A 23,786-nucleotide genomic window follows, 5' to 3' on the forward strand; every position below is an offset into this window, starting at 1 on the left:
TGATGGACCTCAACGGAAATATGCATGAAAACAAAGACTTGAAGACATCCCCTGAATCAAACCCTACGCCGATGCCACTAGCCTATCGAGGATTGCCGAAGCGACGACGACTTCAGTTCCCGCAAGGCCGACCGAGCAAAACAGCGTCGTCTCCCCGGACGATCCCCGCCCGGCAGCTGTCCCGGCAATGATGTTGGCAAGGTCGGCCATGCGATCTTCGTTGCCGGAGCCGGCGAGGAAAAAGGGCGAAGCGTAAGCCCGGCTTTGTTCGGGGGAATCCGTCGCGATCACGGCAGCGGCATCCGCGATATCAAGACCGAGTTCGTATCCATGAAGCGTTTTCGGACCGACAGTGTTGACGTGCACGCCGGGCTTCAGATCACGCGCATGGATGACAGGCTTTTGGCTCGTCGTCGCGCAGATGACAATATCGGCGTCCTCAACGGCCTCAGTGACGCTTTCGACAGGCTCCACCTCCAGCCCGAGGGCGTGCTGCATCTCGCTTGCGAAGGCGGTGCGATTTTTCTCGTCGCGGCTATAGACGCGGGCGCGATCCAGTTTTCGAACGGCGGCGGCTGCGGCAAGCTGGGTTCGCGCTTGCGCTCCGCTGCCGATGATCCCGACGATCCTGGCGCCGGGCGCGCTGAGGTGGCGGACGGCGAGACCTCCAATGGCACCGGTCCTGAGGTTGCCGAGGCGCTCACCGAGAACAATGCCCTTGAGCCTGGCATCGTCGGCCGACCATACCGCGACGATCTGCGAATGCTCTGCCCCGTCGAATGTTTCGTACACGCGAAAACCCGCAAGTGGTTTGTCGCCAAGCATGCCGCCGACGGTGAAGACGAGATCGCCTCGATCGGGAAAGGACACATGATGTCGGGGCGGAGAGACCAGCCGATTGTCGGCTCTCGCAAGAAAAGCGGTCTCGAGCGCATCGATGGCAACACGCATCAACGTATTGCCGGCCAGATCCTCGTCTTTCAGAATTTTCGTCACGGCAAACCCCCAGCCTCTGCCGGCATCCTGCGACCCCAACCGTGCTTGAGGTCAATAGATCCGGTAAGGCAAATGCGCTGAAATTTCGCGTGAGGCCTAATCGACCAGACGGCGAGCCATGATGACGTCGTCGATCTCCCTGCCCTCTTCCAGAACCCCGGCAGGGATCCTGCCGACCTCGGAGAAGCCCTGTCGATGATAGAACCGGATCGCCGCCGCGTTCTCGGCGCTGACGAAGAGTTCCAGCTGCCGGATGCCGATTTGGCGCGCATGATCGACAACGACATCGAGAAGCCTCTCGGCAAGACCGGTGCCGCGCAGGCTCCTTCCGATGTAGACCATGATGATCGTCGCACGATGGGCCATCTTGCTCGACCGCTGGCGGATCAGGCCCATTATGCCGACGGGCTCACCATCCTGAAACGCGATGAAGACCGGCTCGCTCAGGCGGTTGCGCCACTCATCGAGGGAAAGAGCCGCCCAGTCTTCATAGCGGCTGGCAAAGGAGGCGGGTTCGGTGCGAAGCGCTTCCAGACGAATGCGTCGGAAGGCCTCCACTTCGCCTGCCTGGATATGCCTGATCGTTACGCCGCTTGCATCCATTCTGAGACCTCCGGAGATATCTCGGCTGTCGTCATGACAGTGTGCTCCAGCCGACGCAAGCGGAGACGATGACTCAAATCCGGCCCCCATTGCACCCGCCTAGCGCCAAAGCCTGGAAAAGCCTCAGCCCGAGAAGGCCCGCAAGGGGCCTCGAAGACAAGGCGGGTGCGCGGGCGGCGGAAGAATGCAGGGGTAAATGCTGGAGCCTGTCCTTCGAGGCTCCGAGGGCGTCGGAAGAACCGCGCCCCAGACAGCCTTATTCTGAGAGGCCTCGAAGGACGAGGCAGGGCTCCGGCTGCAATTACTGCGCCGGGGTTCCCACCCGGCCGCCCTTCCGGACGCCCGACGGATCGCCGTCCGTCGGCTGGTTCGTTGGCCGGAGGTCCCATTGATTGGACGGCCGGATGGCCGGTCGCTCGGTCGCCGGTTCGCGCGTCGACCGCACAACCAGATTATCCGGCTGATCGGTGGACCCCGCCGCCGATCCATCAGCTGACCACTCGGTCCTTTGATCGCTCGGCTTGTCCAGCTTGAAGGGTGCAGTCTGACGGACAATGACGAGAAGAACCATCCCGAACACCATGCAAATCAGCGTATAGAGAACGAAATACTTCAGTGCATATCCCTCGCTGATTGGCAGAGCGACCTTGACAGCGGCGCGAATGATATTTCCGCATCATTGAATGATACTTGAAAAAAGGCAATAGATTTTAGATGAAACCAGTAAAATTCAGAAATGGACCACGCAGAATAAGATAGTTATTGGCGATTCCCAGACAACATCTCCCGCACTGCTCGATTTATCTTGGCCATCCCGGTAAAGGCGAGACGCGCATGTCAACGTCGGCTGCCGCTCAATCCTCCCATCTCGCTTTCGGAATTCGCGGGGTGCAGTTCGTCAAAGATGCGTGTCGGTTGGCATCACAATGCCTCAGCGCGCGCCAAAACACCTGCCTGTTCCAGACTGATACCCTTGGCGAGGGGATCGGCATGGCGGTGCGCCAACCGCCATTCTTCGTCCTCGCGGCGATAAACCAGGGTGACGCGCAACGGCCAGTCCTGCATCGGCAGACCGCCGACCTCCACCCGGCATCGTTCGATAATGGCGAGGACAATCATGTCGGCTGATGCATAGGCCTGCACGACCTCCTGTTCGAAGGTGCCGTTCGCGAAGAAACGGCCGATCGCCTGCCAGCGCTCCTGCGTCAACTCTGCCTCATGCGTCGGCCGCCCGCCGAATGGCGACATCAGCGTGTAATCGGCCGCGTGCGGATTCAAGGCGCGGTATGCATCGATATCGCCGCGCATCAGCGCCGCATTCGCCTCTGCCGTGCGGCAGATGAGCTCCGCACAGGCCCCTTCGGCGATGGAACTCTCGGCCGGCATCGAACTGGATGGGAATGACATGACCTTGCTCCTTCGGCTATGCGGATGCCGTTTGCGCCCGCTACAGTGCAAATCCCACTTCAGCGGCACTGAATCCAATGATATGATTTCAGCGATATGCTGAATCCAGTTGATCTCTCCCGCAGCGATCTCAATCTGCTCGTGCTCTTCGAGGCCGTGCTGGAGGAGCGTCATGTCGGCCGCGCCGCCGAGCGGCTGAACCTAACCTCTTCTGCCGTCAGCCACGGGCTGGGCCGGCTGCGGCGACTGCTGAACGATCCACTGTTCCTGCGAACGCCCAAGGGCGTCGTGCCGACGGCGCGCGCCACGGAACTGGCGGCACCGATCGCCGATGTTCTCGCCCACGTGCGAAAGATGCTTTCAGCCGCCGAACCCTTCGATCCCGCAAACTCCACCCGCCGCTTCACGATCGCCGCACCGGACGGTGTTTCGGCCGTGCTGCTGGCGCCGCTCCTCGACAAGCTTCACCGCACCGCACCCGGCATCGATATCGGCATCCGCCAACTGCTGCCGGCGCCCAACGAAACCTCGCCGGAGCGTGCGTGGCGCGACGCATTCGCCGATCTCGACGACCGGCTGACCGACATCGCGGTCATTCCCACCGAGCACATTCCGCAGCGCTTCCACGTCAGCCGGCTTTATGAAGAGGATTTCGTCGTGGCAATGCGGACCGGCCATACCTTCGCCGGCCAACCGACCCTGGTCAGATACTGCGAGATGCAGCATCTGGTCGTCTCGCTCAGCGGCGATCCCCATGGTTTCGTCGACGAGGCCCTGGCCAAGCACGGCTGCGCGCGGCGCGTCGCGCTGACCGTGCCGAACTTCACATTCGCCCTTGCCATCCTCGCCGAGACCGATTTTCTCTGCGCGTTGCCGAGACGGTTTGCCGCCATGCATGCGGCGCGCTTCGACCTGGAAAGCGTTAACGCGCCGCTGGAACTCACGCGATTTCACATCAATGCCGTTCTCCCCAAGGTCGCCTTGATGGATGCCGGCGTCGCCTGGCTGCTGGGCGTTATCGAGCAAACGCTGCCGGCGGCGCCGTAAGGCTGCAAAATTCCGCGACGCCCAAGATCGATCTTATATTTCGCTGCCAAGACAGCGTCGGCAAGATCGGCTAGACTGCATGCGCCGACAGCTTGCGTCGAGGGCATCCAGGGGACGTCGGCGGCAGGGGGATCTGCATGTCGGCAATTGCATCTCTGTTTCAGGAAGCTGCCCGGCTTGCGGCCGGGTTTCGGCAGGCGATACCCGCCCGCCATATGCCCGCTCATGACTATGCCACCTCGCTTGCCGCCTTCAGTGAGCCGCTGCCGACGGTCGGTTCGCAAATGCTTGATGTCATCACGCAGCTCGCAGATGGCGCCGAACCCGGGCTGCATGCAACCACCGGACCACGCTTCTTCGGCTGGGTCATCGGCGGTTCCCATCCCGTCGGCGTCGCAGCCGATTTCCTCACCAGCGCCTGGGGCCAGAATGCCGGAAACCATACCGCCGCCCCGGCCGCTGCCGCCATCGAGACCGTTGCTGCCAGATGGCTTCTCGATCTTCTGAAGCTGCCGGCTGAAAGCTCGGTCGGTTTCGTTACGGGCGCGACGGTGGCGAACTTCACCTGCCTTGCCGCGGCGCGGGGCGAGGTGCTGCGCCAAGTCGGCTGGGATGGCGATGCCCGCGGCCTGTTCGGCGCGCCCGAAATCACCGTACTGATCGGCGACGACGCTCACACGACGGTGTTCTCTGCGCTGCAATTCCTGGGCCTCGGCCATGATCGCGTGCTGCGCGTGCGCACCGATCCGGTGGGACGGATAGACCCGGCCGCGCTGGCGCGCTCGCTCGAGAGGGTCTCCGGTCCCGTCATCGCCATTCTCCAGGCGGGACAGATCAATACCGGCGCTTTCGACGACTTCGCCGCGATCATCCCGCCGCTGAAAGCGAAAGGCGCCTGGGTGCACATCGACGGCGCCTTCGGCCTCTGGGCGCAAGCGTCGGAGAAGACCAGCCATCTCAGCCGCGGCATCGAATCCGCCGATAGCTGGGCGACCGACGGTCACAAATGGCTGCAGACACCCTATGATTGCGGCTATGCGATCATCCGCAATGAAATTGCTCATCGCCGCGCCATGACGATTGCCGCAAGCTATCTGCCGCTCGCCGGCGAAGGTGAACGCGATCCTTCCCATTACGTGCCCGAGCTATCAAGGAGGGCGCGCGGCTTTGCCACCTGGGCGATGCTGAAACATCTCGGGCGCGACGGTGTGGCCGCCCTCATCGACCAGTGCTGCGCCTCGGCGCGGCTGGCCGCCGAATTGCTTGGGCGCGAGCCCGGCATCGCCATTCTGAACGAGGTCACGCTGAACCAGCTCATCATCCGCTTCGCGGCCGACAGTCCGGACGAAGAAGGTGACACCATGACCCGAAAGACGATCGAAAAGATCCAGGCGGATGGCCTGATCTTTGCCGGCGGCGCCAAATGGCACGGCCGCGACGTGTTGCGCCTCTCCGTCACCAATTTCCAGACGACATCGGATCAGGCGGAACTGGCGGCGGAGAGCATCATTGCCGCGTTCAGGAGCGTCGGTCGGGGGTGATACTTCCGTTGCGGCACATATGCGTTCTACGAGGGCGCGGACGCCCACCCCGCATTCCCTCATTCCTGTGCCCGTTACAGGAATCCAGTGCGCCCAAGTCCTTGGCCGCGAAGACTCTTTTCCGTTGCAGTATCGATTCAATCACGGCGGGGACGCGCCGTGGCTGGAGGCAATATCCGCAACGAGGCCGGCGAGCGGGTCGCGGTAGAGATCGCCGACTATTTCGACGAGAGCGACAGCCGGATCGAGCGCTGGATCTTTTCCTCCATACCCCAAACGGAGCGGGCGATGCTAACGCCCTTTGCCATCCCGCGCTTTTACCGGACGCTGTCGACCTGGGTTTCGATGATCGTCGGCGCGGGACTGACTATAGAGGCCTTCGGCGAGCCGACAGCGTCTCCGGAGCTGGCAAGGGCCGAGCCTGTCGTCGCCGACACCCGCATCGCGCCGATCTTCCTGCATATAAGGGCGCGCAAACTTTAAACGCGCCGCGATCGAAGGAAGGCACTCTCAAGGGATGGCGGCGAAATCAGCTTCGCAGCAGAGGCCAAGCCGGCATCATCGTCGCACCGCCACGACCGAGCTGGCGCGATACCTGGACAATTGCACCCGGTTGGATTGATTGCCGCCGAACAGGTAGACGTACTGCCGGCGCTGGTCGATGTGATCGAAAAGGCTCACATGAAAGCGCCTGCCCGTGCGGATCACGACGACATCCCCTCGCCTGGCGGCGCGGAAGAACACCGGCTTGCCGAACTTCCTCCAGGACACCGCCATATTGGGGTTGGGCGGCGGTTGTCGCGAAGACCGCTTGGCGACAAAGGCCAGGAACGCCCCGCACCACGATACCCTGCGGGGATTGATGCTGAGGAAGGAGATGGAGCGTTCGTGCATGCTCTTGTACTTGACTGCCGTGCCCAGCATGTCCGCCTCACAGGGCACGGCAAGCACCGTGAGGACGATGACGAGAATAACCTTCATAGTTACCCACCATTGTTTGTATAACGCTGAAATTCAGAAATGTGGCGAAGAATAAAACAGGCGCGGCAACGTAGAAGCCAATTATGGCGTGATTTAGAAACAACTAATACTGGCATTTTGGCGGCGGAAATTAACCCGGAGAAAGGCACGAAACCGCTGCAGGCAGGGGCTGACCCCGACCAACAAACTCCGCAAACCGCATGTTTGTCGGGCCGAAAGAGGAGAGTTTCACCATCCGAACCCAGCTCCTTCCGGGTTGGATGAACTTCACGCGCAAGTGATTGAGCAACAAGTTGATTCACCAAAAAGTTGACAGCAGTGAGCGACCGCGGCCATCACCTGTACGAGCTATATTTAAGATAGTCACAGTAATACTTAATTTCGATGGGAAATACATTGCGCCCGCGCCCATTCAGGGGCCAAAGGTGGTCGTGCACCACCCTGTCGGTTGCGGATATAGACGCTGCCGGATAGCGGATGGCCACCGCGGCGAGTCAACCGTGAGGTTGCACCGGTTCAGGCCGGTCGGTGACCGGAGCAGGATCCGCGGCAAGCGCCCTGGTGACCAGAAGTGCCGCGACGAGAACAGGGACGACTGTCCAGTACGAAAAGCGGATGCCGAGCTGTTCGGCAACGAAACCGAGCAGCGGTGGCCCCGCGAAAAACACGAGAAACGTCGTCTGCCCGAGTGCTGCAACGCTGACCAGTGCAGGTCGATCCCTGCGCCGGGCCGCAGCCGAGATGGCAAGCGGATAGACCGATGAGCAGCCGATCCCCGTCAGGCCGAAGCCCGCAAGCGCGACAACAGGATGCGTCGCCGTCGCAACCGTCACAACACCGATGACCGTGATCCCAAGGAGGGTTATGGCGACCGGGCGGGGATTGAAGCGGTCGACGACCGGGTCCATGCCGAGCCGCCCGATGGCGATCAGCAAGGAGAAGATGGTCACGCCGAGCCCGCCGACGAAGGGTTCGACGGCAAACACGTCCCGCATATAGATCGCCGACCAATCGACGCTTGCGCCTTCGGCAAGAAGCGGAGCTGCGCCGACGAGGCAGAGTGGCAGCAGTCCGACGGTGGGAAAGGCGATAAGCGGCGCATGTCCGGGGTGTGCATCGCGCCGCTTGGGCGCATTCTCGATCCCGGAGAAAACGATCGATCCAGCAATCAAGACAATGACGAGGGTGAGGAAGGTATGCAGTTCGATGGACACGGCAGCCTGCCGCATGCCGGCGGCAACAAGGGCGGTGAGGCAGAAGCCGAGGCTCCACATGCCGTGAGCCCGGTTCATGATGCGATACTCAAGCAGCGCCTCATGGCGATCGGTTTCGATATTGGCGTTGATCTCGAATGCTCCGGTGAAAATGCCGGCAATGAAGAATAAAGGCACCGCCGACGGAGCCGAAGGCATCCAGGGGATCAGCGCCAAAAACAGCGACGCGCCGAAGACGGTGACGAAGGCGGTTTTGCGTGCACCGAGCCTCTCGATGAACCTCACCGCGAACGTCAGTCCGCACAGAACCCCTGAGGACAAGACAGCGAGCAAAAGGCCGAGTTCGCCCTCGGCAAGGCCGAACTTGCGCTGAAGGTCGGGCAGCCGCGAAAGAAACGCACCGACGGAAAGGGCCACTGCAAATTGAATGAAGAAAATGCGATGATGCGGCTTCATCTCGGGGACTTGCTCCGATTGGGGCGGGGTTGAAGCCCAAGCATCCGCGATAGCCGGACATTCCGACGAAATGGCGACTGGCCCCAAAATCCGCGGTTTTCGCTTATCTCCCACCGTTGCTGACAGTTCCTGTCAGCATGCTGACGCCCCCGCTCGTTTCAAGAGTGGTTGGCGGCTCGCCGGAAGCAGCCGTCAAGCCACTGCTTGTGACGCCACAAGTGGATGCTGGCCTCCTCAGCCCAGCCTTCTGCCCTCACAAAAAATTCGCATCCGCATCAATTTACTTGCCGTTCTGCAATGCGGCATATGTTTGTGTGCATGGCCAAGTGGCATGAGCGGGGAACCATGACATCAACACGTGCAGACAATACGGGTGAAGGTGCCGGCCATAAGGGCTTTGTCGGATTGGTCGTCGGCGCGATCGGCGTCGTCTATGGCGATATCGGCACCAGCCCGCTCTATGCCCTTCGTGAGGCGCTGAGGCCCTTTGCCGCCGATGGCGTGCATGAGGCCGAGGTCATCGGGCTCATTTCGCTGATGGTCTGGACGCTGACGATCATTGTGACCTTCAAATATGTGCTCTTCCTTCTCAGGGCGGACAATGACGGCGAAGGGGGCACGCTTTCGCTTCTCGCCCTCCTGATGAAGAAGATGGGACGGAACGTCCCCGTGCTCTTTTTCGCCGGCCTGATCGGAGCGGCTCTCTTCATCGGCGATGCAATGATCACGCCAGCTCTGTCGGTCATGTCGGCGCTGGAAGGCCTGAAGCTGGTCACCCCGGCCTTTGCCGACTATGTCCCGCTTGCGTCGGCTGCGATCATGATCGTTCTGTTTGGCGTCCAGTCGAGGGGAACCGCTGCCGTCTCGATGTTTTTCGGGCCGATTACGGTGCTGTGGTTTCTGGCGATGGCGGCGGGCGGTCTGATCCATATCGGTGACGATTGGGCGATTCTGGAGGCGCTCAATCCGGTCAATGCATTCCTGTTCCTTACCCATGCCGGCACTGTCGGCCTCATCGTGCTCGGCGCCGTCTTTCTGACCGTCACCGGCTGCGAAGCGCTCTATGCCGATCTCGGGCATTTCGGACGCCGCCCGATCCAGACGGCATGGTTCGTGCTCGTCTTTCCGGCATTGCTCCTCAACTACCTCGGACAAGGCGCGCTCGTTCTCGCCCGTCCCGAAACGGCTGCCAATCCATTCTTTCTGATGTATCCCGATTGGGCCTTGCTGCCGGTGGTGCTGCTGGCGACGATGGCGACGATCATCGCCAGCCAGGCCGTCATCACCGGTGCGTTTTCGCTGGCCCGTTCGGCGGTTCACCTCGGCTTCCTGCCGCGGCTGCGGATCAAGTTCACGTCGGAGACCAACACCGGCCAGATCTACGTGCCGAGCGTCAATCTTCTCCTCCTGGTCGGCGTCCTGATGCTGATCTTCTCCTTCGGCGACTCCGAGTCGCTGGCGACGGCCTACGGCATCTCGGTGACCGGAACCATGGTCATTTCGACCATGCTGGTCTTCCAGTTCCTTCGCGCCGTCTGGGGCTACTCCCTCGTGCTCGCCGCTGCCCTGCTGCTGCCGCTCTTTATCATCGAAGTCCTGTTCCTAGCGGCCAACCTCCTGAAGATCTACGATGGCGGCTGGGTTCCGGTCGCCCTTGCGCTGGCGATCATGATCCTGATGTGGACATGGACCCGCGGGCAGGCCTATCTGAAGAGACTGCGCGCCAACAATGAAATCCCGCTCGACTCCTTCATCAGGTCGATCGAGCGAAAGTCGGACCATTCGCCGGTCACCGTTCCGGGAACGGCAGTCTTCCTGACCAGCGTCCCGGACCGGACGCCGAACGTTCTGCTCCACAATCTCAAGCACAACCACGTGCTCCATCAGCAGAACGTCATCCTGACCGTCTGGACCGAAGACGAACCTTATGTCCCCGACAACAGGCGCATCAAGATCAGCCAACTCTCGCCGCGCTTCGTGCGCCTTGACCTCACCTTCGGCTTCATGGACGATCCTGATGTCACCAGGGCGCTGGCGCTCTGCCGGGAGGGAGGTTTCAAGTTCGAGATCATGAAGACCTCTTTCTATCTCGGTCGCCGGAACCTTGTGAGGACGCCGAACACCGGCCTGCCCGGCTGGCAGGAGCGCATATTCATGGCATTGGAAGGTTTGGCGATCGATCCCTCCGATTACTTCAACCTGCCGTCAAACCGCGTCGTCGAGCTCGGCGAACAGATTGCGATTTAGAGCACGGCAGCGAAGAGAGTTGGGAGAGTTGTCCCGCATCGCGAACTCCGCGGCTTAGGACATTGAACGTCAGGCCTTGGCCGAGATCGCGCTCAGTTCCTCGAGATCGAGATCGCGTTCCAGCTCGTCCAACGTCTCGTCATCGATGTCGCCGGCGCGGTGGAGACGAATGAGTTCCCGGCGCCCGGTCGCGACCGCTTCGAGAACGACGTCGAAGTGAGCGTGCAGCAACGGCACGTAGTGCTCGGTTCTCTCGGCATAGTCGACGATCGCCGTTGCCCTGCGCTGGTAGCGTTCCAGCAATTGTGGGTGGATGAGCTTTCCCTCTGCGTCATAGGCCAGGTTTTGCACGATCCCGAACTGCACCTGTGCCATGGCGGCCTCAGCCTGGCTCATGGTGAGACGCGCTCTTTCCGTCTCCGGCGGTAGCCGCGCCCAGGCAATCACCCGCCCCAATGTCGTGCCCTGCACGAGCACGGTTCCGAGAATGACGGCAAAGGACGTGGCGAGGATGAAGTCGCGGCCCGGGAACCCCTCTGGCAGGCTAAGCGCCAGGGCGAGCGTGACCACGCCGCGCACGCCTGCCCAGCTCAGGACGGTCGCACCGCCGGCTCCGAGCGGCCGGGCGCGTGTGAACCCCAGAGCCGCGCAGACGCGGATGACGAGATCGGAGGCGAAGACCCAGGCAAAACGCGCGACCACGAGCGTCACGAGGATTGCCAGCATCGGCAGCCCCATGGTCGCGATTACGGTAGTCAAACCGCCGCCGCGTTCGACGACATCCCGCAGCGACAGTCCGATCAATGTGAAGACCGCCGCTTCCATCAGGAAGATCATCACCGTCCAGAACGACGTGCCGCGCATGCGCGTCGCCGCTGAAAAGACCGTGTGCTGATGCCAGGAAGCGATCAGGCCCGTGCTGACGGTGGCGATGACGCCGGAGACATGCAGCAGTTCGCCCAACAGATAGGAAATCCAGCCGAGCAGCACGGTGGCCGCGATGATGAGATAATCATCGCCGAGATGGCGGATGAGTTTGACCCAGGCCAATCCGACCGCGATGCCGACGACGGCGCCGCCCAGCGCCAGCACGAAGAAACTGCCGGCGGCCTCCCCCGCGCTGAAAGCGCCTGTTGCGGCGGCGGCAACGGCAAAACGGAAGAGCACCAGGCCGCTCGCATCGTTGAGCAGGCTCTCGCCTTCCAGCAGAATCTGAAGCCGCCGTGGCAGTCGTACGCGCTCCAGCACGGCGCGCGCCGAAACCGCATCCGGCGGCGCAACGATAGCACCCAGTGCCGCGCAGGCGCCCCAGGGAAGTGACGGAAAGATAAGGTGGGCGACAACGGCCACGACGACGCAGGTGAAGAATACCGCGCCGACGGCAAGCGAAGCGATGCCGATCATATGCCGCCGCAGCCGCGACAGCGCGATCGACCAGGCGCCGTCCATCAACAGCGGCGGCAGGAAGATGACCAGCACCAACTCGGGATCGACCGAAATCGCCGGCAGTCCCGGCACAAATGCCAGCAAGGCGCCACCGGTCAGCAGCGCGACGGACGGAGGCAGTCCGAGCCTGTGGGCGGCATAATGCAGCGCGATAATCGCGAGAAACATCGCGATAACAAGCTCGAATAAGTGGGTTGGTTCCATGCGCCCTGCCCCGGCTCGGAAACGAATGTCGAATGCCTGCTGCATAATTGAAACCAAAATCGATTCAAGAAATTTTGCAGCAATTCAACCTGCTTGGTAGCGCATTATCGTGACAAGATTTCACCTGCGATCAACGAGATGCGCACGCGAGGGTGCAGGTTCAAACCGATCGGCGAAATATTGCGTTTCGTTGGCCACCAGGCCTTCGCGGAATTCCATGATGCTCACCGCGTAAGATGGCACGTCGTCGTAGGTCAATATGAAGTCAGTGACCCAGAGGTCACCGCCGCCGATCATTCGCCGCACCGTAAAACGCTTCCTGTTCGGCTGGACGAACCGGCTCTCCTGGATATTCTGCCGGCCGCGGATCCGCTCGCCCGATTGCGGGTAGTAAAGCACGGCGTCCTCGGCGTAGATTTCATGTTCGACGTCGAAATCGCGGGCGTCCGAAGCCTCCCAATGACGCTCCAGCGCCGTCCGCACTGTTCGATCATCCATCACAGTCTCCCATCTTCGCTTTAACGATCGGGATTTCGACGGCGATTATGCCTCAATGACCCGGCCGGCGCATGTAATGATGCTGATATTGGACCGCCGCGCCTTTAGGTTACGCCGTCTAATTTCATCGCGGGAAGTTGCGCCCAGTATGGCCATGGCGACGATACATGACGCGACTTCGACTTGTCTCAGCCTCAAACCTGTTTGCGGGTTGCACGAACGAGACCTGAGAGACCTGGCCCGGGAGGGCGTCCGCAGGGATAGAGTTGGTGAGCGCATCTCTGTCCCTTACAGGGGCGAGAGCTGAGCCGCCATATGTCACCGTCGAGCCCGGCGCTCCCTGGATGCCGAAGATTTCGCTGCCGTCGATCATTGCCAAGATTTAATTGGAGTTTCCGGCCCGCTCCCTTACATGCGTCTTGAGGCAGAGGAAGACAGATGAAGAGGCGGACCCTGGTGGTTGGAGGTGCGACTACTGTCGCTTCGACCGTGGCCGCGGCGGCGATCTGGCCACGGCGGCATATCACTGTTGCCGCCAGGGCATTCGACTGGAAGGGAACAGACTTCCTGAGCGGCGGCACAAAATCGGTCGCACTGGAAAAGCTGCCTGCGCCGCTCTTCCGCAGCCGTCCGAATTGCATCGTGACATCAGCCCAGACCCTTGGCCCCTGCCATGTCAACAATATTCCGGCCCGTCAGGACGTCTCGGAAGGAAAGGCAGGACTGCCGTTGCGGCTGGCCCTTCGCATCGTCCATGCAGCCGATTGCCGGCCGATCGAAAATGCCGATATCGAAATCTGGCATACCGATCGTCGTGGCATCTATTCCGGCCGCGAGGCCGCCGACATGTGTACGCTCGGCGACGCCGAGGCAATCAGCGGCCTCGCTTTTCGCGGACGCCAGCTGACGGATGCAGAGGGGCAGGCAAGCTTCCTGACGGCCTATCCAGGATGGTACAAGGGCCGCACGCCGCATGTTCACTGCCGCATCCTCGTCGAGGGCAAGGAGCTTCTCGTCAGCCAGATCTATTTCGACGATACGCTGAGCGACATCATCTATGGCGAGCATCCGGACTATCTCGGACGCCCTGCCCGCGATACCCGCAATGAAGCTGACGGCATCATCCCGGAAGACGCCGCCGATCACATGTTCGACCTCGAGAAGCTCGACGGCGGCGTGCTTTCCGCCACCATCGCGATCGGCCTCTCTTCGTAAGCGGATAGCAGAGAAAGCCGCCGATCGCCAACGGCTGGCCTTGCCGGACTTCCTCCACCATCGGGGTTTTAAAGGACGATCTTGCATCCGGCATGAAACCAGATGCTGCATTCCCGCGTACTAACTCTCGACAGCGGAATACAGGCAGCGAGGGTTGACGGCATGGTCAGGAAAGAAGGCGTAGCGCACATCCCCCGGCAAATTGCCGAACAGGGACTGGCCAGGCTGATGATGAGGCTGCCCGCGACGCGGGCAACAATCAGGGCCGCCGCGGCGAGCCAACCGCATCTTTACGAACTCTGCGGAGCCTATGGCGAGGCCTGCGCCGTTCTTGATCGCATGCGCAAGGATATGTCGGCCGACCCGGCGATCGTCACCGAATACGAGATCATCTGCGCGGAAATCGAAATCGACGTCACCAGGATCCTGCTCGGCGGCCGATGAGTTTGCCGGCATCCCTTGTCAGGTCAGCACGCCGTCCACATCGATGGAGATGCTCAGCGTATCCGTATCGTAATGATGCGCTGCCCCATCCGAAATCTTATAATAGAACGTCTCGCTCACATCTCCGGTAAGCCCGGCAAGCTTCGCCGCGTCGAGGGTGTAGCTGTAGTCGCCATGATCGTCGACATGGATGCTGCCGTATTGGCCGGTCAGCGTCAGACCGTTCTTGCCGACGACTTCGCCGTCGAAGCGGCGAAGCAGCAGGATCCCATTGGCCGAACTGTCGTTTTCGAGGAGATTCCCATGATGGGCAACATCCGTGTCGGCCGAGATCTTCAAACTGTCATGGGCTGCGACGATTATCGGAACCGTGTCCGCATGCGCTGTATCGCCGGCAGCGTGGCTATCAAGGCTCACAAACAGGGCGTCGGCCTCGTCGAGCGTCGTGTTGTTGCTGACGGGAAAGGTGTTCGCGGCGATGATGGCCGGCGATATGCTGTAGGGCGTGACATCGCTGGCGATGACATTGTCGTGGAAGGCTCCGGATGCAGGCCTGTCGACCTTCAGCGCCGCCTGCGACAGGTCGTCGAAAATGTTGCTGTGGACATCGATATCTTCGCGAACGTAACTGGTGGTGCCGGCGGAACTGACCACCACGCCCCATACGCCGTCATGGATGTAATTGCCTGAGATATCATAGTCTCTGGTGTCGCCCTGGTCGCCGAGGCCGACGGCGTAGGACCAGCTGTAGCCGCCATACCCCGATATGTCGTTGTCGTGGATGGCGATATTCGTGCCCGCCTGAGCGGCCACCCCGAAGCCGCCGCCAACCAGCGTGTTGTCCTCGATCACGGCATTGACAGGCCGGACGAGCGCCAGCACGCCCTTCGGGCTAATGGCGCCCGTCTGGTCGAGATAGTTGCCGCTGATCAGGATGTTGCTGCTGTCGTTCATCTGCACGGCATCTGCCGTGGTGCCGTGGGCATTGGTAACGGTGTTGTTGAGAAGATTGACGCCATTGATCTTCTCGATCCACACGCCGTCGCCGTTCACGTCGTTGATCGTGCTGTTTTCGATGGTGATATTCGAGCCTGTTCGGAAGGTGACGGAACCGGACTTGCCCGCCAAGCCGGTGTGATCGACCTCGACATTGCGCACGGTCCAGTTCGAGACATAGCCGCCATAAATAGCTGCACCGCCGGTATCCGAGATCTTGATGTTCTCGATGACGATGTTCGACGCATAAAGGCTGTGAATGCCGTCGCCGGGACTATGGATGACCGGCGCATCGCCGATCCCGTAGCTGCTGATGGTGATCGGGGCGCTGGCGGTGCCGGAATATTTCAGGTCGAGTTGGTCGTTGTAGACGCTTCCCGCGGCGAGCAGCACGCTATCGCCGGGCTGCAGCTTCAAATTTTCCACCGCCCAGAAGGATGCAAAAGGCGCATCCTCGCTCGTGCCGCTGTTGTTGTTGGCGCCTGTCGCCGAGTTCACATAATAGACTGTCATATCGCCATATGCTCGCATTGTCGCGCAGCTGTGTGGGGATCAGCTGCGATGAGTGGATCGGATGCGGTCGGGGCGAAAGGCCATAGGACAATCTTCGATTGTCACGACGGCGGTAGACAGGCTGTGGCCTGCAATGCTCCCGAGAAGCCTGGCGGTGGCTGCATCCTCGACAATACAACTTAAGAGAAAATAATCTATAAAATAACGACCGAAAGGTGAATGAAATGGTAACGGACCGTTTGCAATTACCGTAAGGGAATAGCCGCCCTCGCCCTTCAATGCCCCTTACGGGACGCTTCAGGACGAGGGCGGAGAGAGGCCGTCCCCTATCTTAGCTTAGCAAGCCATCCATATGGATGAAGACGGTCAGCGTATCCGCGTCGCTGTGATGGGAGGTTCCATCGTCGATGCCGTACTTGAAAGACTCGCTCACATGTCCACTATGGTCGTCGGGCAGCTTCGTTTCATCGAGCGTGTAGGCATAGTTGCCTTCCCGGTCCACGTGGATGGAGCCGTAGTCTCCAGTCAGTGTCAGGCCGTGCTTGCCGACGGCTTCGTCGCCGAAGCGGCGAAGCACCAGCGTATCGTTGTCGGAGCTGTCGTTCTCCAGAAGATTGCCGCGATGGGCTTCGCCCGTATCGGTGAAGATCTTCAGATTGTCGTGAACGGCGACAACTGCCGGGTCGGAGACCGCCTCCGTCGTTGCGGCAACCTTGGCCTCGGTGCTTGCAAGCGCCGTCTCGACACTTGCGACCGTGTGGTTGTTACTGACGGAAAAGGTATGCGCGTCGACGATGGCGGGGGATATGCTGGTGGCCTTGACGCCTGTCTCGATGGTGTTGTTGTAGAAGGAGCCGGATGCCGGCCTGTCGACCTTCAGCGCCGCCTGTGTGAGGTCGTCGAAGACGTTGTCGTGGACCTTGATATTCGTCAGGCTATAGCTGGTGCCGGTAGCGCCGCTGACGGCCACGCCCCAGGCGCCATCGTGAATGTGGTTGTCAGAAATGTCGTAATCCCGTGCGCTGCCCTGATCGCCGAGGCCGACGGCGAAGGACCAGCTGTAACCGTGATATCCCGATATGTCGTTACCGTGGATGGCGACATTCTTGCCCGCAGGCGCGCTGATACCGAAGCCGCCGCCGGTCAGGACATTGTCCGCGACCACGGCATCGGAGGCCCGCACCAGCGCGATTCCCCCCTTCGGACTGACGGCATGGGTCTGGTCGAGATGATTGCCCTTGATCAGAATATTGCTGCTGTCGTTGACCTGCATCGCATCGGCCGTAGAGCCGCTGGCACTGGTGACGGAATTGTTAAGAAGTTTGACGCCACTGACCTTTTCGATCCAGAAACCGTCGCCTTTGACATCAGATATCTTGCTGTCTTCGACCGTGACGTTCTTGCTGTTCCTGAAGGTGACGGCGCCTGCGTTTTCCGACATCCCGCTCTTGGCGATCTCGACATTGCGGACCGTCCAGTTGGTGACATCGCCGCCATAGATGGCCGCACCGCCGGTGTTCGATATTTTGAGGTTTTCGATGACGATGTTCGAGGCATAAAGACTGTGAATGCCATCGCCGCCGCTGTGGATGACGGGTGCGGTCCCCGTCCCGTAACTGCCGAACTTGATCGGCGCACTCTCGGTGCCGGAATATTTGATATCGAACTGCTCGTTGAAGACACTGCCCTTGGCAAGAAGCACGCTGTCGCCCGGTTTCAAAGTCAAGGATTCCAGTTTGGACAAAGTCGCAAAAGCCGAGTTCTGGCCCGTTCCGCCGTTGCGGTCGGAGCCAGTCGCTGAGTTCACATAGTAGATTGTCATATCGCCAATGTTGCCCTGTTCGTCGGATCGCTACATCGCCACTCGAATCGACCGGAACCGGCCGTCCGAACGCGGCGGGAGCAACCCGCCACGGCAAAAGGGCGAGAAGATGTTGTCAATGCGGCAGCGGGCCGGTTTGCGGACCTTACTCCACAGGCAATGGCGCGGATTTGCTAACACACTGGAAAGATGCAACTTATCCGAAAATTATCCGGCGGGGTAATTGCATGAATCGGCGGATGGAGCGATAAAAGATATGCCGTGTAGCCCCCTCATCCGACCCTTCGGGCCACCTTCTCCCCGCTGGGGGAGCAAGCCGAAGGCTTCGTGTCTACACAGGATGCGTTCGAGAAGGGCAAAACGTTCCCACGATTCCGCTTCTCCCCTCGGGGAGAAGATGTCGGCAGGCAGATGAGGGGGCCACACGGCACGCCCTCCCAGGCAGGCTACCCCTCTCCGAGGCGCTACTTTATCCCTTTGCCCGCAACGCCGCCCTCAGCGGCAGCCGCGCCGCCGCCATCGCCGGCAAGGCGCCGCCGATCACCCCGACAGCCACTCCCAGCAGCCCGGCGGTCAAAATCACATCTGATGTCACGACCAACTGGAACGCCATCTTGGTATTGTTTGCGCCCATCGTGCTTGCCTGCCAACCGTCAAAGGCGAGCCGGGAGGTGAGGATGCCGACACCGGCGCCAGCCACCGATAGCAGCACCGCCTCGAACCAGGTGGTGGCGAATGCCGGCAGGCGGGAAAAGCCGAGCAGGCGCAAGGTGGCGATCTCAACGCCGCGGTCCGAGACCGAGCTCATCATCGTGTTCAGCGCGCCCGCCGTCGCGCCGACCGCCATCAGCAGCGCGATCGGCCAGCCGAACAGGCGGATCAGGCTCTCGGTGCGTTCGGCCTGCGCGGCATAAAGATCGGCCTCGGGGATTGATGTGAGTGGCGTGCCCGATATATCGGACAGTCTCTCGCGCAGCACCGCCAGCGCACGCGCGGGATCGCCCCCGCCGGCAAGCCGCACGCGCAGGCTCTGCACCTGTCCCTGCCGGCCGAAGGCCGCTTGCACAGCATCCAGATCCGCCCAGATCTCGGATTCGAAGGCGCTGCCGCCGGAAGTGAAATGACCGGCGACGGTCCAATCGACAGCGCCGAACCGCACTCTCTGGCCGACGGCAAAGCCGGGGAAAGCGTCTGCGATGCGGGCGCCGACGACGATCTCGCGTCCGCCCGGCGCAAACAGCCGCCCCTGCGAAAGCCGGGCGCGGCCGCGCAGATCGAGCCCCGTGCGGTCCATGCCCCGCAGCGACAGCGTCTGCTCGGCGCCGTCGCTCCCGTTCACATCGATCGGCACGATGGTCTCGCGCGACAGCGCCAGCCCGCCGGCCCGGTCGCGCGCGATGCCGGTGTCCCCGCTGATGGCGGTCAGGCTGCGGATCGCATCTGCCGGCACGTCGGAACCGGTTTCCTGGTTGGTGCCGCCGCCGAGGATGACGGCGATGTCTGGCGAGCCGGCACCGGCAAGAGCCGCCTCGAAGCCGCGCGCCATCGCTAGAAACCCTGCCAGCACCGCCACCACGAGAGCGACCGACAGCACCATCGACAGCGAAATCGCGAGCCGACGCGGCAGGCTGCCGAGATTGATTCTCATCATGAGAAAGGTCTGCTTGAGCGCTGATGACATTGGATTATCTCGTTTTGAAAGCGTTGACGATCGGCAGACGCATGGCGTTCACGGCCGGCAGCAGCCCGGTCAGTAGGCCGAGCCCGGCAATGATCGCGATGGATTTCAGCAGTACCTCGCCGCTGAAGACGAGGCCGAATTCCGGCCCGATCGACAGTGTCGCGAGCTTGGCCAGGATGAGCCCGCCGGCCCCGCCGATGGCGAAGATGAACAGCGTCTCGCCGAGAATGAGCGCGACGATGCGACCCCGGGAAAAGCCGAGCACCTTCATCACGCCGATTTCGAAGCGGCGCTCCCTGACGGCAAAGAGCATGGTGTTGACCGATATCATCAGGATCGTCACGAAGGCCGCGCCGACGACGAGGCTGACGATCAGCCCGACATCGGCGAACTGCCGGAGAAATCCTTCGAGGAACTGTTTTTCCGATTGCGTCTGGGTCTGCGCCGCAGAATTGGCAAAGAGCGCGTCGATGCGCGCCGCCAGCACGCCCGAAGCGATACCGTCGCGCGGGCGCACCACGAAGGCGTCGACGGTATCCCTGTCCCGCGCGCGGGCGGCATTGACCATGTCGTAGCGAGCGAGCATGAAATAGGTGTCGCTGCCGGCATCAGCCCCCTCGAAGATGCCTGCGATGGTGAAGCTCCAGTTCCGGCTGCCGTCGGCCTTCATGAGCTGACTGGTGAGGCCGATGCGCTGGCCGACCGACCAGTTCTGCGCCTCAGCCAGCGCTCTGCCGACGAGCACCCGGTCGCCGCCTTCTTCCAGCGCCGAGATCAGCTCGGGCGTCAGCCGGAGTTCGGCACCATTGGCCGCGGCAATCGCCCGCGGATCGACCGCGCTGACGGCGACGACATTCTTCTCGACCTCGACGAAGCCGCGCATCCGCGCCGTATAGGCGACGGCGGCGACATCACCTTCCGCCGCGATCCGGTTGAGATAAGCAATCGGCAGCGGCAGCCCCCGGCCCGATTTATTGAACACGCCGAGCAGATTGTCGCTGGCGCCGGCCGCCCCCTGGCTGCCGCTGACGAAACTCGCCGTCAGTCCGTAGATCAGGAAGGCGATGCCGACCGAAAACATCAGCAGAATGGCGCGCAGCCGCTTACGCCAGGCATTGCGCCGCATGAGCTGGAAAAAGGTCATCGGCCTTCCCCCTCGACGAATTCGCCTTTGTTGAGATGCAGCGTGCGCCTCGCAAAGGCGGCGGCCTCGGGATCGTGCGTGACCATGATGATGGTCTCCTGAAGCTCGCGATTGAGGAAGCCCAGCATCTCCAGGATATCATTGGCCGATTTCCGGTCGAGATCGCCGGTCGGCTCGTCGCAGAGAATGAGATCAGGATCGGCGACGATGGCACGCGCAATGCCGACGCGCTGCTGCTGCCCGCCCGACATGCTCGACGGAAACTGCCGCTGCCGCCCGGCAAGCCCGACCAGATCCATCACCGTATCGACACGCGCCCGACGCTCCTTGCGCGTCAGCGGCTTCAAGAGCAGCGGCAACTCGATATTGTCAGCCGCATTCAGCATCGGCAGCAGATTGTAGAACTGGAAGACGATGCCCATGCTGTGCGCCCGCCAGGCGGCCCTCGCCCCTTCGCCCATCTGCTCGAGATGGCTGCGCCCGATCCGGATCTCGCCGGCGTCAGCGCTGTCGATGCCGCCCAGCATATTCAGCAGCGTCGATTTTCCGGAACCCGACGGCCCCATGACCGCAACGAAATCGCCGCGCGGAATGGAGAGGTCAAGCCCCGAAAAGATCGGTATCGTCTCCGCCCCGATCCGGAACGCCTTCCTGACGCCGGCAAGCGCGATATAGGGGTCTTGAGTGTCGGTCATTGCTCTGCTCCTTGGTGGTTTGTTGATCTGTGGCCGGTAACCGGTGGCCGCCCTGGTTCTTCGAGGCCCCTGCGGGGCACATCAGAATGAGGTCGGAGAGAAGCTGCGATCTCCGGCACAAGAAGCCGAACCGCACGGCACCAATCAGCCCGCCTGCCGCACGGCACCCGATCAGCTTTCCAGCCACACGGCACAGCAACCAGCCCTCATCCTGAGGTGCGCAGGCCGAAGGCCGGAGCCTCGAAGGACGAGGGCGGGTGATGAGCACCAGCGGCCGACGCACCGGAAGCCGCGGCATCCCCCACCACCAGCCGGATACGCGCCGCCATGGCAGGCCGCATGCCCAGCGGCGGCGACGTCAGCGACAGGCGCAGCGTCACCGTCCCCTTTTCCCGCGAAATGACAGGCGCGATCTTCGACACCTCGATCGCAAAGGGCTGGCCGGGAAAGCCGTCGAGAATCGCCTCGCCCGACAGGCCCGGCCGCATCAGCGCGATATTGGCCTCGGCCACATCGGCATCGATGACCAGGCTCGCCGTATCGGTAATAGTGAGCAGGCTTTCATCCTCCCGCACGCTGTCCTCGCGCGACAACACCGTGTCGCCGACATGCGCGTCGAGCCGCGTGACGATGCCGGAGATCGGCGCACGCACCATCAGCGCCTCCACCCGCTCACGCGCCTTGTCGATCTCGAGCTCCGCCTTTTCAGCATCCTGGCGCGCCTGCAGGACGGCATTCTCGGCCTTATCGACAGCCGTTCTCGCCTCCTCCAGCGACTGCGCCGACATGGCGTCGCGCCCGGCGAGCCGTTCGCTGCGCGCAAACGACAATCGCGCCTGTGCAGACTCGATGGTCCTCGCATCAAGCGCCAGCGCCGCCGCCCGTCCCGATATCTCGGCGCCCCGAAGCGAAAAGCCTGCGCCGGCATCGTCAAGCCGCACCAGCACCTGCCCTGCGACGACGCTGTCGCCCGCGTCGACCTCGACCGCGACGATCCGGCCCTCATATTTGGAAAAGACTGTGGCGATATCGGTGGCGACAACATAGCCGGAGCCGGTGATTTCCCGGGTCGACGCAGCTGTGCTCTTCGCTTCATCCTCGGTCGGAGTCCGCATCGCCTCAACAGCGACGCCGTCTCTGACGCGCCTCTCCACCCTATCAGCGGATATCGCAAGATCGCCGCCCGAAAAACCCGCAAGCGCGGTCTCGACACGCTGCAGCGTCTCGGCCCTATAGAAAAGAGCCGCCGCCAGCGGTGCCGCCGCAGCAAGGACAAGCATCGCGCCAGGGATCACGCGCCGCCGGGCACGAGGCTTCGGCGGCGCCATCTTCAAGGTCCCGGGCTCGATCGAAAGCGATCTGAGCTTGGCCGCAAGGTCTCGGTCATGTTCTGATGTCGTGTTCATGCCGGCAAACATCGCCGACCCGACAGAAATCGCGACCTCGAACACGATCCAGGGAGTCCTCGATCGCGATTGTGTACGTGGCAGTGGCCGTCCTTGTCCTTCGAGGATCAGGCCGTCCGTCTCACCCCTTCCTCTGCCGCCACGCAACCGGCGTCATATCCGTCACCCGGCGGAATTCACGGTTGAAGTTGGACTTCGTCTGGAAGCCGACCTCGAACATCACCTCAGTCACTGGTTTCTCGGTGCCGGCAAGCAGCCGGCAGGCCTCGCCGATCCTGTAGTCGTTGACATATTGCGAGACGTTCTTGTCCATCGCCCGGTTGATCGCCGCCGAGATCTGGCGGGCGGGGATGCCGGTCTTGCGGGCCAGCCGGTCGAGATTGAGATTGGTATCGCGATAGAGTTTGCGGGCCTCCATCAGCGCATCGACCGCGGCGATCGTTTCCTTGTCTTCGCTCGTCTCCGGCCGTGGCGCCGTCTCCACCATCTCCGCCGGCGCCCGGCTTCGGCTGGCGGCGGCCGCCGCAATGCCGAGAATGACGAGGACGGCGAGATTTCCGATACTGATCAGCATCAGCGCCCGCGCACTATGGGCCGAGGTGAGGTCGAGGAAGACGAAGGTATCGATCGCAGCCGAGAGACACAGGGCGGCGGCGGTAAAGATGATTGCCCGGTAGGCCGGCACCGCCCCTTCGAAAGGCGCCAGCCGCAGCGCATCGGCGCCCGGGCCCATCAAAAGCAGGATCGCCAGGGCATAACCGACGAAGATCAGCACCAGCGCGATGTCGATCGCCTCCCGCCAAACGGCCATCAGCAGCAGGATAAGGGCGGCGGGCACGGCATGCAGGGCCATCCGCGCCGGCAGCGGCCGCCGGCTCGTTCTCACCAGCCGGGAAACCCCGGCATAGGCAAGCGGCGGCACCATCGCCGCGATCACCGGCGCGACCAACCCAACGGCCTGGACCCCATATCCCCAACGCAGGCCGGAGAGCACGGATTGCAGCGCGGCAAGCAGGATGAGCGCCAGAAACGGCCGGTTCGGCACCGCCTCCTCGTCGCGCCTGAGGACGGCAACGAAGAGGACAAGCAGCAGAAGGGCAACGGCGAAGGGAAGCGGAATAAACAGCATGGCCTGACAGGATCGTGGCGAATAGGCGGCCATCATTGCCGAGATCGTCGCCCGGCGCGACCTCCATCATGTTTTAGGACGCGTTTTAGGTGGGGATTTTG

Annotated in this window: 19 protein-coding genes and 1 pseudogene; 6 read left to right on the forward strand and 14 right to left on the reverse strand. The window is 62.0% G+C overall.

Annotated elements, in window-relative coordinates:
* Positions 1-63: 63 nt before the first annotated feature.
* The 3 genes from FHX03_RS20565 to FHX03_RS20575 form a co-directional block, all read right to left on the reverse strand.
* A complete protein-coding gene (locus FHX03_RS20565; protein WP_183779484.1) occupies positions 64-996 on the reverse strand; it encodes an ornithine cyclodeaminase family protein in 933 nt (310 codons plus the stop codon).
* Between the two features lie 96 nt (positions 997-1,092).
* On the reverse strand, positions 1,093-1,599 hold the full coding sequence (locus tag FHX03_RS20570) for a GNAT family N-acetyltransferase (RefSeq protein ID WP_097625947.1): 507 nt from the start codon (positions 1,597-1,599) through the stop codon (positions 1,093-1,095).
* Positions 1,600-2,520: 921 nt separating this feature from the next.
* Positions 2,521-3,006, reverse strand: a complete 486-nt coding sequence (locus FHX03_RS20575; protein ID WP_097625949.1) for a YybH family protein — start codon at positions 3,004-3,006, stop codon at positions 2,521-2,523.
* Positions 3,007-3,102: 96 nt separating this feature from the next.
* Between FHX03_RS20575 and FHX03_RS20580 the strand changes: the two genes are divergently transcribed.
* The 3 genes and pseudogenes from FHX03_RS20580 to FHX03_RS20590 form a co-directional block, all read left to right on the forward strand.
* Positions 3,103-4,053 carry a LysR family transcriptional regulator gene (locus FHX03_RS20580; protein WP_183855189.1) on the forward strand — a complete coding sequence of 317 codons (951 nt, stop codon included), beginning with the start codon at positions 3,103-3,105 and terminating at the stop codon, positions 4,051-4,053.
* Positions 4,054-4,190: 137 nt separating this feature from the next.
* Positions 4,191-5,594 (forward strand): pyridoxal phosphate-dependent decarboxylase family protein, encoded by a 1,404-nt coding sequence (locus FHX03_RS20585; RefSeq protein ID WP_183779488.1) that lies wholly within the window; start codon positions 4,191-4,193, stop codon positions 5,592-5,594.
* A gap of 171 nt (positions 5,595-5,765) precedes the next feature.
* Positions 5,766-6,077, forward strand: a pseudogene (locus FHX03_RS20590) (SAM-dependent methyltransferase); the annotation flags it as partial.
* A 75-nt stretch (positions 6,078-6,152) separates the two neighbouring features.
* Here FHX03_RS20590 and FHX03_RS20595 read toward each other — a convergent pair.
* Complete coding sequence (locus FHX03_RS20595) at positions 6,153-6,575, reverse strand: TIGR02594 family protein (RefSeq protein WP_097625952.1); 423 nt, start codon at positions 6,573-6,575, stop codon at positions 6,153-6,155.
* Between the two features lie 494 nt (positions 6,576-7,069).
* A complete protein-coding gene (locus FHX03_RS20600; protein ID WP_183855191.1) occupies positions 7,070-8,245 on the reverse strand; it encodes an MFS transporter in 1,176 nt (391 codons plus the stop codon).
* A 345-nt stretch (positions 8,246-8,590) separates the two neighbouring features.
* On the opposite strand from FHX03_RS20600, the gene FHX03_RS20605 reads away from it, so the two are divergent.
* On the forward strand, positions 8,591-10,492 hold the full coding sequence (locus FHX03_RS20605) for a potassium transporter Kup (protein ID WP_183779490.1): 1,902 nt from the start codon (positions 8,591-8,593) through the stop codon (positions 10,490-10,492).
* Positions 10,493-10,561: 69 nt separating this feature from the next.
* Here the strand turns inward: FHX03_RS20605 and FHX03_RS20610 are convergent, their stop codons facing one another.
* Complete coding sequence (locus FHX03_RS20610; protein ID WP_183855193.1) at positions 10,562-12,142, reverse strand: Na+/H+ antiporter; 1,581 nt, start codon at positions 12,140-12,142, stop codon at positions 10,562-10,564.
* Between the two features lie 120 nt (positions 12,143-12,262).
* Positions 12,263-12,640 carry a nuclear transport factor 2 family protein gene (locus FHX03_RS20615; protein WP_183855195.1) on the reverse strand — a complete coding sequence of 126 codons (378 nt, stop codon included), beginning with the start codon at positions 12,638-12,640 and terminating at the stop codon, positions 12,263-12,265.
* Between the two features lie 438 nt (positions 12,641-13,078).
* Between FHX03_RS20615 and FHX03_RS20620 the strand changes: the two genes are divergently transcribed.
* Together FHX03_RS20620 and FHX03_RS20625 are read left to right on the forward strand one after the other, a co-directional pair.
* Positions 13,079-13,855, forward strand: coding sequence for a protocatechuate 3,4-dioxygenase (locus FHX03_RS20620; protein WP_183855197.1), 777 nt, complete (start codon positions 13,079-13,081; stop codon positions 13,853-13,855).
* 162 nt (positions 13,856-14,017) lie between these two features.
* A complete protein-coding gene (locus FHX03_RS20625; RefSeq protein WP_097625958.1) occupies positions 14,018-14,299 on the forward strand; it encodes a nodulation protein in 282 nt (93 codons plus the stop codon).
* Positions 14,300-14,317: 18 nt separating this feature from the next.
* Here FHX03_RS20625 and FHX03_RS20630 read toward each other — a convergent pair whose 3' ends face one another.
* The 7 genes from FHX03_RS20630 to FHX03_RS20660 form a co-directional block, all read right to left on the reverse strand.
* Positions 14,318-15,808, reverse strand: coding sequence for a right-handed parallel beta-helix repeat-containing protein (locus FHX03_RS20630; RefSeq protein WP_183855199.1), 1,491 nt, complete (start codon positions 15,806-15,808; stop codon positions 14,318-14,320).
* A gap of 331 nt (positions 15,809-16,139) precedes the next feature.
* A complete protein-coding gene (locus FHX03_RS20635; RefSeq protein WP_183855201.1) occupies positions 16,140-17,630 on the reverse strand; it encodes a right-handed parallel beta-helix repeat-containing protein in 1,491 nt (496 codons plus the stop codon).
* Positions 17,631-18,099: 469 nt separating this feature from the next.
* Positions 18,100-19,311 carry an ABC transporter permease gene (locus tag FHX03_RS20640; RefSeq protein WP_183855203.1) on the reverse strand — a complete coding sequence of 404 codons (1,212 nt, stop codon included), beginning with the start codon at positions 19,309-19,311 and terminating at the stop codon, positions 18,100-18,102.
* A gap of 4 nt (positions 19,312-19,315) precedes the next feature.
* A complete protein-coding gene (locus tag FHX03_RS20645) occupies positions 19,316-20,455 on the reverse strand; it encodes an ABC transporter permease (RefSeq protein WP_183855205.1) in 1,140 nt (379 codons plus the stop codon).
* Entirely contained in the window at positions 20,452-21,150 is a 699-nt protein-coding gene (locus FHX03_RS20650) for an ABC transporter ATP-binding protein (RefSeq protein ID WP_183855207.1), read from the reverse strand. Before FHX03_RS20650 ends, FHX03_RS20645 begins: the two co-directional genes overlap by 4 nt.
* A 206-nt stretch (positions 21,151-21,356) precedes the next feature.
* Positions 21,357-22,601, reverse strand: a complete 1,245-nt coding sequence (locus FHX03_RS20655; protein WP_183855209.1) for an efflux RND transporter periplasmic adaptor subunit — start codon at positions 22,599-22,601, stop codon at positions 21,357-21,359.
* Positions 22,602-22,677: 76 nt separating this feature from the next.
* Entirely contained in the window at positions 22,678-23,721 is a 1,044-nt protein-coding gene (locus FHX03_RS20660) for a helix-turn-helix domain-containing protein (protein WP_179867123.1), read from the reverse strand.
* Positions 23,722-23,786: the final 65 nt, after the last annotated feature.

It is taken from the genome of Rhizobium sp. BK456 (assembly GCF_014194045.1).
Taxonomy (GTDB): Bacteria; Pseudomonadota; Alphaproteobacteria; order Rhizobiales; family Rhizobiaceae; genus Rhizobium; species Rhizobium redzepovicii.

Coding starts and splice junctions, on each gene's coding strand:
- FHX03_RS20585 (WP_183779488.1), top strand. CDS start 4,191: ATGTCGGCAATTGCATCTCTGTTTCAGGAAGCTGCCCGGCTTGCGGCC.
- FHX03_RS20610 (WP_183855193.1), bottom strand. CDS start 12,142: ATGGAACCAACCCACTTATTCGAGCTTGTTATCGCGATGTTTCTCGCG.
- FHX03_RS20650 (WP_183855207.1), bottom strand. CDS start 21,150: ATGACCGACACTCAAGACCCCTATATCGCGCTTGCCGGCGTCAGGAAG.
- FHX03_RS20605 (WP_183779490.1), top strand. CDS start 8,591: ATGACATCAACACGTGCAGACAATACGGGTGAAGGTGCCGGCCATAAG.
- FHX03_RS20580 (WP_183855189.1), top strand. CDS start 3,103: ATGCTGAATCCAGTTGATCTCTCCCGCAGCGATCTCAATCTGCTCGTG.
- FHX03_RS20660 (WP_179867123.1), bottom strand. CDS start 23,721: ATGATGGCCGCCTATTCGCCACGATCCTGTCAGGCCATGCTGTTTATT.
- FHX03_RS20600 (WP_183855191.1), bottom strand. CDS start 8,245: ATGAAGCCGCATCATCGCATTTTCTTCATTCAATTTGCAGTGGCCCTT.
- FHX03_RS20645 (WP_183855205.1), bottom strand. CDS start 20,455: ATGACCTTTTTCCAGCTCATGCGGCGCAATGCCTGGCGTAAGCGGCTG.
- FHX03_RS20640 (WP_183855203.1), bottom strand. CDS start 19,311: ATGTCATCAGCGCTCAAGCAGACCTTTCTCATGATGAGAATCAATCTC.
- FHX03_RS20575 (WP_097625949.1), bottom strand. CDS start 3,006: ATGTCATTCCCATCCAGTTCGATGCCGGCCGAGAGTTCCATCGCCGAA.
- FHX03_RS20625 (WP_097625958.1), top strand. CDS start 14,018: ATGGTCAGGAAAGAAGGCGTAGCGCACATCCCCCGGCAAATTGCCGAA.
- FHX03_RS20595 (WP_097625952.1), bottom strand. CDS start 6,575: ATGAAGGTTATTCTCGTCATCGTCCTCACGGTGCTTGCCGTGCCCTGT.
- FHX03_RS20615 (WP_183855195.1), bottom strand. CDS start 12,640: ATGGATGATCGAACAGTGCGGACGGCGCTGGAGCGTCATTGGGAGGCT.
- FHX03_RS20635 (WP_183855201.1), bottom strand. CDS start 17,630: ATGACAATCTACTATGTGAACTCAGCGACTGGCTCCGACCGCAACGGC.
- FHX03_RS20630 (WP_183855199.1), bottom strand. CDS start 15,808: ATGACAGTCTATTATGTGAACTCGGCGACAGGCGCCAACAACAACAGC.
- FHX03_RS20620 (WP_183855197.1), top strand. CDS start 13,079: ATGAAGAGGCGGACCCTGGTGGTTGGAGGTGCGACTACTGTCGCTTCG.
- FHX03_RS20570 (WP_097625947.1), bottom strand. CDS start 1,599: ATGGATGCAAGCGGCGTAACGATCAGGCATATCCAGGCAGGCGAAGTG.